This is a genomic window from Virgibacillus alimentarius, from assembly GCF_000709085.1.
Taxonomy (GTDB): domain Bacteria; phylum Bacillota; class Bacilli; order Bacillales; family Amphibacillaceae; genus Virgibacillus_B; species Virgibacillus_B alimentarius.
Genome location: NZ_JFBD01000073.1, coordinates 1 through 12,053 on the forward strand (window position 1 = coordinate 1; position 12,053 = coordinate 12,053).

Sequence of the window (12,053 nt, forward strand, 5' to 3'; positions counted from 1 at the left end):
AAATCAAAACGTGAAAGAAGATTAAAATTTGTAATATATTTAATGATTCTTGCAATGTTTCTATCATCCATTACAGCAGGGTTAGCTTTTCTTTTATAATATACGCTTAAAGACTGGACGTCATGAAGTTGTTCCAGTCCTTTTTGTTTTTCTTAATATAGAAACATCGCTTTCCTTAAATTTTCTTTTAAGGATTAAATATTCTTCAATTTCATGCAACAAGCGAAATAAATTTGCTTTTGTTTCAAATTCCTTTTGTGTAACAGGTAAGCTGTTTTCATCAAATTTTTTTTCTTATATTATTTAGGTCATTCAAATAAACGATTGCTGTATTTCCTGGATGAACAGCTTCTGACAGTTTAATGAAAAACTCCGCTATTTCCTCAGATATTACATCTTTGTCAGGAAGTTTAGTTACAAGTGGAAGCATCCGCCCTAAAAGTGCTAATTGCTTTTCTCGCATGATAAAGTAATCGTAATAAGGATGCTGGTCACGAAGTAAATGGTTTTCTTTATCAAGATCTACTAAGTCAAGAGCTTCCTGCAGTATATCTTCTGAATCTGTCAGTTCTTTCCCATTCCAATTTTCATTTTTGTTTTTTATGTATAAAGCAATTTCATATAAAATAATTTGAAAATTTTTTTCCAGGCGTTCTTGTTTCTCTTTTAATTGTTTATCTAAACTTGGCATATAAAGATTTAAAAGTAACCCAACCCCTACACCGATCAAAATAACTAAAAACTGATCGAATAAAAAGGAATAAGACATATATTCAGCACTGTATAAATTTAAAATGATAACAGAACTTGTTGCTATCCCAGGTGTGATCTTTAATAAAACTGTCGCTGGAATGAAAAAGGCTAGCATTATTCCAACAGCAATTGGATTATAGCCTATGAATTCAAAGAAGATAAAAGAAAAAAGACTTGCCAAAACACATGCTGCAAATCGATGCCAAGCACTTAAAACAGATTTTTTTCTTGATGGCTGGATGCATAAAATGGTTAGAATTCCAGCCGAGACAAAATTTGTTAAACCTATTAATTGAGCAATCGAAATAGCAATGGGCGCTCCAATAGCTGTCTTAATTGTTCGATAGCCAATTTTCACATTTAAAATCCCCTTTGTAATAATAGCATTAGAAGAAAAATAGGCCGTCCGTTAAGAATGGAGACAGCCTAATAATTCTTGTTTCTCAACTATTATATTTCTTCACAGTGCTCTTCAAAAATATTTTGAAGCTTTCCAACTACATCCATCGCACTAAATCCTTCTATATCATGACGTTCTAACATAGTAACAATCTTTCCATCTTTCAAAAAGGCAAAAGACGGGGAAGAAGGTGGATAATCTCCAAAAAATGTACGTGCTTTTTCAGTGGCTTCACGATCTTGCCCAGCAAATACAGTAACTAAATGATCTGGACGTTTATCATAATGTATTGCATTTGCCGCTGCAGGTCTAGCAACACCACCGGCACAGCCGCATACAGAATTAATCATTACTAATGTAGTTCCCTTGCGTGTAAGGGCTTGTTCTACATCTTCAGGATTGGTTAGTTCTTCATAGCCAGCAGCTGTTATATCTTTGCGCGCAACATCTACTACGTCATTCATAAATAGATTAAAATCCATGTAAATTTCCATCCCCTTATATTTAATATAATTGAAACATATATTTAGCTTATCAATTTTATCTGTAAATTACAATTTGGAAAAACTGTATTTTTATTAATAAATACTTAATGTTTGTTTATTCATATTTTCTAATATCTCTTTGACACGAGCTAAGAATTTACCGCAAATGAGCCCATCTAATACACGATGATCTAAAGACAAGGATAAATTAACCATGTCTCTCGCTGCGAACATATCATTGATAATAACAGGTCTTTTGACTATAGATTCAATTTGTAAAATTGCTGCCTGAGGATGGTTAATAATCCCCATTGAATGAATAGAGCCAAAAGAACCAGTATTATTAACTGTAAATGTTCCGTCTTGCATGTCTTCGGAAGTTAATTTATTTGAACGGGCTTTCATGGCCAATTCGGATATATCTTTCGCAATCCCTTTTATACTTTTCTCATCGGCATGTTTTATGACTGGAACAAATAATTCTTCACCCTTTGCTACTGCAATAGATAAATGGATATCCTTTTTTTGTATGATTTTATCTCCTGCCCACATACTATTTAATTGTGGGTATTCCTTTAATGCTTGTGAAACAGCTTTAACAAAGAACGCAAAAAATGTTAAATTAAACCCTTCTTTTTGTTTAAACTGGTTTTTTATTTCGTTTCGATAGACAGCAAGATCAGTAACATCCACTTCAACAGTCATCCATGCATGAGGAATTTCTGTTGTGGACATAACCATATTTTCAGCAATAACTTTCCGCACACCTTTAACAGGAATCTCTATATCTCCTTGTTGTGTTAATGGTATTGAAGGTGCTTGTGCTGGCTTCGATAAAGCTTTATCAGCGTCAGTTCTTTTATTTTCTTTTGGTATATCCCCTGTAGAAATTATTTTTTCAATATCTTTTCGTGTGATTCTGCCGCCACGTCCAGTGCCATCCACTTGCGATAAATCGATGTTATGTTCTTGTGATAATTTTAATACAGCTGGTGAATAGCGTTTTTTCATTGATTTGTTTTGGTTATCTGATTGCGTTTTTTCCTTGACGTATGTATTTTCAGCACCTTTTTGTGTGTTTGTATCACTTGATTTATTGTCTGCTTCATTTCCAGTTTCGATGTAACACATTAGGTCGCCTACAGCTATGGTTTCTCCCTCTTGTGCAACGAGTTCTTTTATCGTCCCGGTAAAAGAGGATGGCACCTCTGCGTTTACTTTATCTGTCATCACTTCCGCAATTGGGTCGTACTTTTGAACATGCTCGCCTTCCTTAACAAGCCAGGAGCTAATCGTCCCCTCTGTTACACTTTCACCTAGTTGAGGCATATTAATTTTTTCGGCCATCGTTAGTGCCTCCTTCATTTGATCAGTATTCAGCAAGTTCTCGCATTGCTTTTTCCACTTTGTCCGGATTCACCATAAAAAACTTTTCAGTTGTAGGTGCATAAGGCATAGATGGAATATCGGGTCCTGCTAACCGTTGTACGGGTGCATCCAAATCAAATAAACAATTTTCAGCGATGATGGCTGACACTTCACCGATAATGCTTCCTTCCTTATTATCTTCCGTAATTAATAACACTTTCCCTGTTTTTTTCGCTGCCTCTATAATTGCTTCCTGATCAAGTGGGTATACTGTTCTTAAATCTAAAATGTGTACGTCAATTCCCTCTTCAGTTAATTTTTCAGCAGCTTGCATGGCAAAATGAATGCATAAACCATACGTAATGACAGTTATATCTGTACCATTTCTTTTGATATCAGCTTTACCAATTGGCAAAACATAATCATCATCAGGTACTTCGCCTTTTAATAAACGATAGGCTCGTTTATGTTCAAAGAAAAGTACTGGATCATTATCACGAATGGATGCCTTTAATAATCCTTTTACATCGTATGGAGTTGAAGGCATTACAATCTTCAATCCTGGTTGATTGGCGAAAACAGACTCAACAGACTGCGAATGATATAATGCACCGTGAACACCACCTCCATACGGAGCACGGATTGTTATAGGAGCATTCCAATCATTATTAGAACGATAGCGAATTTTAGCAGCTTCTGAAATAATCTGATTAACTGCAGGCATAATGAAATCAGCAAATTGCATTTCTGCTACTGGTCGCATTCCATACATTGCTGCTCCGATACCAACACCAGCAATGGCAGATTCTGCTAGAGGTGTGTCTAAAACACGATATTCACCAAATTCATCGTACAACCCTTCTGTGGCACGGAAAACTCCACCTTTCCTCCCGACATCTTCTCCTAGAACAAATACTTTATTATCACGTTGCATTTCCTCTTTTAATGCAGTTGTAATCGCTTGGATATATGACATTATGGGCATATAGTCTCCACTCCTTACTCTTCATATACAAATTTTAAAGCAGATTCAGGTTCAGCGTATGGTGCATTTTCTGCGTAATCAGTTGCCTCATTGACAGTGTCGCGAATTTCGGTATTTATTTTTTCTTCTATTTCATCTGTTAAAATTCCCAAATCTTTTAGGTAAGCAGCAAATGTAATGATAGAGTCTTTTTTTCTTGCTTCTTCAACTTCTCCACTTTCACGGTATAAACGGTCATCATCATCACTAGAATGCGCTGTTAAACGATATGTAATTGCTTCAATTAGAGTTGGGCCCTCTCCTGACACTGCTCGCTCTCTTGCATTTTTCACAGCATCATATATGGCTAATGGATCATTTCCATTTACTGTGAACCCAGGCATGCCGTAGCCTGTTGCACGATCAGAAACCGATTCACATGCCAGCTGTTTATCAACCGGCACAGAAATTGCATATTTATTATTTTCAACCATAGTAATAACCGGTAATTTATGTACTCCAGCAAAGTTTAGACCTTCATGAAAGTCACCTTGATTTGATGAACCTTCTCCTAGGGTAACAAATGATACAAAATCTTTTTGTTCCATTTTTGCTGCTAATGCTACTCCGACGGCATGCGGTAGTTGGGTTGTTACTGGCGAAGAACCTGTTAAAATTCGATTTTTCTTTTGCCCGAAATGCCCAGGCATTTGGCGTCCACCTGAGTTTGGGTCTTCGGCTTTAGCAAACCCCGATAGCATTAGTTCTTTTGTTGTCATTCCAAATGTTAAAACAATGCCCATATCCCGATAATAAGGTGCTACGAAGTCTTTGTTTCGATCTAGAGCGAATGATGCACCTACTTGTGCTGCCTCTTGTCCCTGACAAGAAATCACAAAAGGAATTTTACCCGCTCTATTTAACAACCACATTCTTTCATCAATTTTTCTAGCCAATAGCATTGTTTTATACATTTCCAGTACATCTTCATTTGTTAAACCTAGCTTGTCATGTCTATTTTTTGTCATAAAGGGTCCCTCCTTTAAAATGTTTATTTTCAAAATGAAAATAAATACCAATCTTGAGGTAAGATGATTCTAAAAATAATGGCAGTATTTTTCAAGGTTCTAACATTTTGTTAGCCATGAATCTGTTTTCCGTCTACGGCAAGTGCTGCTTCACCCATTATTTCTGATAAGGTTGGATGCGGATGTATACCCTGGGAAACTTCCCAAGATGTTGCATCAAGTAATTTAGCAAGACTAGCTTCGGATATCATGTCTGTAACATGTGGTCCCACCATGTGCACACCGAGAAGGTCTTGTGAATCTTTATCAGCAATAAATTTCACAAAACCATCTGTTTCACCATAAACTAATGCTTTTCCAATTGCTTTAAAAGGAAATGTACCAATCTTAATATGAAAGCCCGCTTCTTTTGCCTTTTGTTCTGTCATTCCCACACTTGCAACCTCAGGGTTGGAATAAATACATGTAGGGACAGTGTTATAATTCAGTGTAAATGGCTCTTGATTAGCAATGTGTTCGACTGCGATGATCCCCTCATGGGAAGCGACGTGTGCAAGCTGCATCCCGCCGATTACATCACCAATGGCATAGATGTGTGATTCTTTTGTTTGATAATAGTTGTTCGTTTGAATAAATCCAGAATCGATAACAATTTCCGTGTTTTGCAGTCCGATATTACTTGTATTTGCTTCTCGCCCAATGGATACAAGCATTTTTTCTGCTTTAAAGGATTTTTTATTATCATTGATCTCTACATCAACTGTAATACCGTCTCCCTTTGATAGGGTTTCTGGTAGCACTTTTGCTTCCTTAACAAAGGTAATACCTTTCTTTTTTAATAATTTCTCAACTTCCTTAGATATAGCCGTATCTTCTGTTGGCAGTATTCGGTCTGCGTATTCAATAACTGTAACTTTGACGTCAAAATCAGCTAACATTGAGGCCCATTCAATACCTATCACACCGCCACCAACTATAATGATGGAAGCAGGAAGTTCTTCCATTTGAAGAGCCTCATCAGAGCTCAATACTGCTGTACCATCAATATCTAGACCAGGTAATGTTTTGGGTTTTGAACCAGTTGCAATCAGTACATTTTTTGGAACGATTATTGTATTTTCGTCACCATTTTCATATTCAATTGAAATCGTTCCAGGCATTGGAGAAAATATACTAGGTCCTAAAATACGACCGTATCCTTCAAATACATCAATTTCCCCTTTTTTCATAAGCCCTTGGACACCTTGATGTAATGTATCAATAATTTTGTCTTTTCGTTCCTGTACCTTCGTAAAATTAAAATTTGTTTCTTTCGTGTAAATACCGTAATTACTTGCTTCTTTTGTCTGTTTATAAACCTCTGCACTGCGTAATAACGCTTTTGAGGGGATACAGCCACGATGTAAACAAGTGCCACCTAGTTTCTCTTTTTCTACCATTGCTACTTTCAAACCCAGTTGTGAAGCTCGTATAGCAGCAACATATCCGCCTGTCCCCCCACCGAGAACAACAAGGTCATATTCCTTTGACATACATAGTCCGCTCCTTCATATCTTGAGTCGCAGGGTTACTTTTTTTGTATATCTCTATTATGTAAAACCCTCAAAACATCTAATATAAGTATTTGTAATATATTTGCACCAGGTATACTATTATAACAGCAATACACATCATTCGCTTACTTTTATATTTATAGCAGGATACTACAGCATCCAGTTTAGATATCATAAATGCCCTAGTATGCTATTTGCCAAATGTTGATCAATAATATGATTTAAATGACAAAGCCTTCATGATCAACGACTTATATTGAGGTTAAGCTAGAATAAATAGTGGTAATCTCGAGAATTTGGTGCAAAATGACTGGTATTTGCTTTAAAATTCCCCTAAAGTTTTACTTTCGACTTAAAATATGATGTTCATTCATTAGAAACTGATTTCGGGATTTTTTTACCGATTCAATTCTTTCTTCTGCCATCCGGTCTGCGGCAGCATATGTTGGAATATTATCACGTCTGGAAATTTCAAACACTTTTGTTAGGTTATCATAAATTGTATTTACCTTTTTCATTGCCCGGTCATAGTTATATCCTATTAACTCATCAGCTACGTTGATAACTCCACCTGAATTTAGGACATAATCAGGAGTATAAATTATTCCTTTTTCGTAAAGCATATCGCCATGTTCATTTGTTTTTAACTGATTATTTGCTGATCCCGCTATAACCTTCGCTTTAATTCTTGGAATAGTATCATCATTAATTATTGCGCCTAACGCACACGGTGCATATATATCACAATCTACATCATAGATGGCTTCTGGATCTACAGTTTGAGCACCGAAAGCTTCTGCAACCCGATTAACCGCTTCTTTATTTATGTCAGTTACAATGATGTTAGCACCTTCTTTATGCAGATATTTACATAGATTATATGCAACATTTCCAGCGCCTTGTACTGCAATTGTTTTTCCTTCTAAAGAGTCATTAGAAAAAGCCTCCATTGCAGCTGCTTTCATTCCCATATATACACCGTAAGCAGTTATTGGTGATGGATTACCTGAGGAACCAGACTCGGCTGATATTCCAGTTACAAAATCCGTTTCTAAATGGATTGTATCCATATCATTAACCGTTGTTCCTACATCTTCAGCTGTAATATATCGACCGTTTAGACTTTGGATATAACGGCCAAATGCTCTGAACATTTCAGGGTTTTTATCCTTTTTAGGGTCACCAATAATCACCGCTTTCCCTCCGCCTAAATTTAATCCAGCGGCAGCATTTTTATAAGTCATTCCTTTTGCTAATCTCAAAGCATCTTCAATCGCTTCAGCTTCTGAATTGTACGTCCACATTCTAGTCCCGCCTAGCGCAGGTCCAAGCGTGGTATCATGAATAGCTATAACTCCTTTAAGTCCAGAATTTTTATCCTGACAAAAAACGACTTGCTCATAATCAGACTCTTCCATATAACTCAATATTTCCATTTTTTATCCCCCTAAGAATGTGGTATATATTTCATAATCTAAAAAATTAATTGTAATTTACGCAAGGAAGAATGTATGTTTATATTTCCATTGCAACGATTGTGCCAATATTTAACCCTTGTTTTTATTGGTTAATGTATAGTTAGTGTGTGCATTTTTTTTCATTTATGAAAAGTGTTGCATGTTACTTTTTTCAATATTATACTTTTTTATCTTATAGTATAAATTTCTAATGGATATTTTTAACGCACTGGCTGTTTTTGTTTTGTTAAAATTATTTCTTCTATATGCACTGGCAATGAAATCTTTTTCAAATTGTTCGGTAGCTTGTTGTAATGAGAGCCTATCGATGCTTGAAACTTGTGAATCAATCGGATCTTTTGTTTTTGACAAAAGATTTACATAATCAAAAATATGTTTAGTTTTAATCCTTTCTTCGTTCATACCCATATAAATCATTGCTCGTCCAATTATGTTTTCCAATTCTCTAATATTGCCATCCCAACGATGTTGTTTTAAATTATGTAAGGCTTTATCTGATATGGAGCGAACATTTCTGCCATATTCCAGATTTAATTTCTCAATGGTATGATAAATTAAATCTGGTAAATCATCCAAGCGCTCTCTAAGAGAAGGAATAAATATCGGAAGGCGATTTAAACGATAATATAAATCCTCACGGAAAGTTTTATCCATAATTGCTTTTTCCAGATTAGTATTCGTAGCAGCAATCACTCTTACATTAATCTGTATTGGTTTTGTACCACCAACTCTAATAATTTCATTTTCCTGAAGAAATCGAAGAAGTTTGGTTTGCATATTTAAAGAAAGCTCGCCTATCTCATCTAGAAAAATACTGCCATTATTTGCTTCTTCAAATAATCCTTTTTTGCCACCTGATTTTGCTCCTGAAAAAGCTCCATCTTCATAACCAAATAATTCACTTTCTAAAAGCGTCTCTGCAATAGCTGCACAATTCACCCTAATGAACTTATTATGTTTTCTAACGCTTTCATGGTGAATAGCATGAGCAAACAATTCTTTTCCTGTACCTGATTCTCCACGCAATAAAACAGTTGCTGGTGTTCTAGCTCCAACCTTAGCTTGTTCGATGGCCAGTTTCATCTCAGGAGAAGAACCTATTATATCATCAAAAGTATATTTTGCTTCTAAGTTGCGAATGATCTTTTGAGCCCTTTTTAATTCGCTTGTTAATATCTGAATTTCTGAAATATCATGTAGTACACCTATACTTCCCTTAATTTTTCCATTGACTATCACTGGAGCAACATTTACTAAAACACTTCTTTTATTTGGACCAACTTTCATACGTACACCGCGAACTGGCTGTCTTGTTTTCAGCACTTTGAAGTGCATGCTTTCTCCTTCAGAAATATCAGTAGATGCTGGTTTTCCAATGATTTCTTTTTCTGTTAACCCGGTAATTTTTGTATATGCTGGGTTAACCATTAACCCTGTACCATTCTCGTCAACAACACTAATCGCTTCTTCTGATGAATGAATAATGGCCTCTAACATTGTTTTTATTTTCTTTAAATCCGTATTTTCTTCCTTTAGATGAATTACTTGGGTTAGTTTGTTATTAATTGTTTGCGTCATTTTTTCCTCAAGTAACTCAATTATAATTCTTGTAAGAGGTTCGGGTATAATCAGTGTTTGTTTTTGGCGTTCATTTGAAAGTAACGCAAGCAGATGTGAATCGCCTGTAGTTTCAATTATAATATCAATGTCTTCGTTTATCCAATTTTGCCATTCCGTATCTACAGGAATATTATATGTACGTTCTACTTTACATACATTTTCTTGTTTATTTTGAGCGATAGCAGCTATTATTTTAAATTGATCACTAGTATATAGCAGGTTAAATAAAGCGCTCTCATTTTTGTTAACGCCAATAATAAGCACACGTTTCATATCATCCCACCTTGCAAAATTTTGCACGTATCAATCATACGATAATACGTTGGTTTAAGCAAATCTTGATTCATTTCTATTTTAAGCAAGGTTTGTTATACTATCTAAAGATTAGTACTTAAGGGGAATATGATATGATTCGGATTTTTGCTGTACTTGTATTATTTATTCCAGGCGTTATTTCTGCTTTTGGTATAAAACTTATGCGCGATTCTTTGTTTGATGAATTTTATCCGATTTTCGTCCATGTTGGTATCCAATTTACAGTAGGACTCATCCTGTTTTTAATCGGACTTGGTTTTATCGGTGGCTTTATCGTACATAGAGATCGAAAAAGACAATTAGTAAAGAAGAAAAATCAAAAGAAACACAAATAAAAAGTGGCGATTAGTCACTTTTATTTTGTCTATAGGCAAAAAAAGTACAAAATTAAAAAAAGAGTCTAGCTGAATTGAAAGAAAACACTAACAGTTATGTAACATTTGTGATACTATTTAAAAAACATTAGATTTTATAAAAGTATATGGAGAGGTGTAACAATGAAAGTAGTAAAATTCGGTGGCAGTTCTGTTGCGAGTGCTACTCAAATCCAAAAAGTAGGGGGTATTATTAAAAGTGATCCTGAGCGAAAAATAGTTGTTGTTTCAGCTCCAGGAAAACGAAATAATAATGATATTAAAATTACCGATATGCTAATAGATCTGGGTCATGCTTATCTTCAAAATAAAACGTATAAAGACTATTTGGACAAAATAATGAAACGTTTTGAAGAAATTATTCAAGAATTAAATATACCATTGTCCGTCCTGGAAGATATTGAACATTCGATTAATAACGTGTTATCGAGAAATCTTTCTGACGAAATTAAATTCGATGCTATCAAAGCACTTGGAGAAGATAGTTCAGCCAAAATTGTCAGTGAATATCTTAAACATATTGGCCTAGAAGCAAATTATATAAATCCAAAAGATGCTGGAATAATGGTTAGTAATGAGCTGGGCGAGGCTAGAATATTACCGGAAAGTTTCTCCAATCTTTATGCACTTAGGGAAAGATCAGATATATTGGTTATACCTGGTTTTTTTGGGTATACAAAAGAAGGAAATCTTGCAACTTTCCCCAGAGGGGGTTCAGATATAACCGGCTCTATTGTTGCGGCAGGAGTAAAAGCTGCATTATATGAGAATTTTACGGATGTGGACTCGGTTTTTTCAGTGAATCCTAATATTGTTGATAATCCAAAAGAAATCACAAAGTTAACCTATAAAGAAATGCGTGAACTTTCCTATGCAGGGTTTTCTGTATTTCACGATGAAGCTTTAATACCTGCATTCAATGAAAAAATTCCTGTAGCTATTAAAAATACAAATAATCCACAATCCCCGGGAACAAAGATTGTTGCGGAAAAAGAGTCTTTAGAGAACTGTGTTGTAGGTATAGCCAGCGACACTGGTTTTAGTAGCATATATATCAGCAAATATTTAATGAACCGTGAATTAGGGTTTGGACGAAAGTTATTTAGTATTTTAGAGGATGAAATGATTTCATTTGAACATGCACCTTCGGGAATTGATGATATGTCCATTATTATCCGTGATGATCAACTGACACCTGAAAAGGAACCCATAATACTTAAAAGAATAAAAGAAGAATTACAAGCGGATACAGTGTCTATCCATCGTGATTTAGCAATTATCATGGTTGTTGGTGAAGGAATGAATAGTACAATTGGGATCGCTCAAAAAGCCACTTCAGCCCTAAAAGAAGCTAATGTCAATATTGAAATGATAAATCAGGGTTCATCTGAAGTTTCGATGATGTTTGGAATACAAGCTGAAGGAATTGACCGGGCAATTCAATCGTTGTATGATGCATATTTTGGTAAATAATCAATAAAAAATAAGACTGGGACAAAACCCCAGTAAATGTAAAAAAGTTCGGGAGTCCCGTCTCTAGATGGAACTCCCGAACTTCTTTATTTTACTTTTCCGTGCGATTTATACTTATTTAGTAATCCCGTTGACTTGCTCTGCAGGCGGCTGCTTTCCGCGGGCACGGCCTTAGCCTCCTCGGAAGAAAACCACTTCACGCGGGGTCTTCAGACTCGTGCTGTTCCCGCTGGAGTCAGCCG

The 12,053-nt window shown here is 35.5% G+C and carries 11 protein-coding genes and 1 pseudogene; 3 read left to right on the forward strand and 9 right to left on the reverse strand.

The window, feature by feature from the left end:
* On the forward strand, positions 1-99 hold a 99-nt coding region (gene prli42 / locus GZ63_RS17920), incomplete at its 5' end, for a stressosome-associated protein Prli42 (protein ID WP_156947730.1).
* A 21-nt stretch (positions 100-120) separates the two neighbouring features.
* Here the strand turns inward: prli42 and GZ63_RS18745 are convergent.
* The 9 genes and pseudogenes from GZ63_RS18745 to GZ63_RS0111955 form a co-directional block, all read right to left on the reverse strand.
* Positions 121-237: pseudogene (locus GZ63_RS18745) on the reverse strand (hypothetical protein); the annotation flags it as partial.
* 43 nt (positions 238-280) lie between these two features.
* Positions 281-1,111: an aromatic acid exporter family protein gene (locus GZ63_RS16765; RefSeq protein WP_318842383.1), complete on the reverse strand. Its 831-nt coding sequence runs from the start codon at positions 1,109-1,111 to the stop codon at positions 281-283.
* A 92-nt stretch (positions 1,112-1,203) separates the two neighbouring features.
* Positions 1,204-1,635, reverse strand: coding sequence for a BrxA/BrxB family bacilliredoxin (locus tag GZ63_RS0111925; protein ID WP_029269836.1), 432 nt, complete (start codon positions 1,633-1,635; stop codon positions 1,204-1,206).
* Between the two features lie 96 nt (positions 1,636-1,731).
* Positions 1,732-2,985: a dihydrolipoamide acetyltransferase family protein gene (locus tag GZ63_RS0111930; protein ID WP_029269838.1), complete on the reverse strand. Its 1,254-nt coding sequence runs from the start codon at positions 2,983-2,985 to the stop codon at positions 1,732-1,734.
* Positions 2,986-3,007: 22 nt separating this feature from the next.
* Positions 3,008-3,991 (reverse strand): alpha-ketoacid dehydrogenase subunit beta, encoded by a 984-nt coding sequence (locus tag GZ63_RS0111935; RefSeq protein ID WP_029269840.1) that lies wholly within the window; start codon positions 3,989-3,991, stop codon positions 3,008-3,010.
* Between the two features lie 14 nt (positions 3,992-4,005).
* Positions 4,006-4,998 (reverse strand): thiamine pyrophosphate-dependent dehydrogenase E1 component subunit alpha, encoded by a 993-nt coding sequence (locus GZ63_RS0111940; RefSeq protein ID WP_029269842.1) that lies wholly within the window; start codon positions 4,996-4,998, stop codon positions 4,006-4,008.
* A gap of 110 nt (positions 4,999-5,108) precedes the next feature.
* Positions 5,109-6,530, reverse strand: coding sequence for a dihydrolipoyl dehydrogenase (lpdA, locus tag GZ63_RS0111945; RefSeq protein WP_029269844.1), 1,422 nt, complete (start codon positions 6,528-6,530; stop codon positions 5,109-5,111).
* A gap of 362 nt (positions 6,531-6,892) precedes the next feature.
* Positions 6,893-7,987 carry a Glu/Leu/Phe/Val family dehydrogenase gene (locus GZ63_RS0111950; protein WP_029269846.1) on the reverse strand — a complete coding sequence of 365 codons (1,095 nt, stop codon included), beginning with the start codon at positions 7,985-7,987 and terminating at the stop codon, positions 6,893-6,895.
* A 165-nt stretch (positions 7,988-8,152) separates the two neighbouring features.
* Positions 8,153-9,922, reverse strand: coding sequence for a sigma-54 interaction domain-containing protein (locus GZ63_RS0111955; protein ID WP_029269848.1), 1,770 nt, complete (start codon positions 9,920-9,922; stop codon positions 8,153-8,155).
* A 134-nt stretch (positions 9,923-10,056) separates the two neighbouring features.
* Between GZ63_RS0111955 and GZ63_RS0111960 the strand changes: the two genes are divergently transcribed.
* Together GZ63_RS0111960 and GZ63_RS0111965 are read left to right on the forward strand one after the other, a co-directional pair.
* Positions 10,057-10,299 carry a DUF2627 domain-containing protein gene (locus GZ63_RS0111960; RefSeq protein ID WP_029269850.1) on the forward strand — a complete coding sequence of 81 codons (243 nt, stop codon included), beginning with the start codon at positions 10,057-10,059 and terminating at the stop codon, positions 10,297-10,299.
* 162 nt (positions 10,300-10,461) lie between these two features.
* Entirely contained in the window at positions 10,462-11,811 is a 1,350-nt protein-coding gene (locus GZ63_RS0111965; protein ID WP_029269852.1) for an aspartate kinase, read from the forward strand.
* The last annotated feature ends 242 nt before the right edge of the window (positions 11,812-12,053 follow it).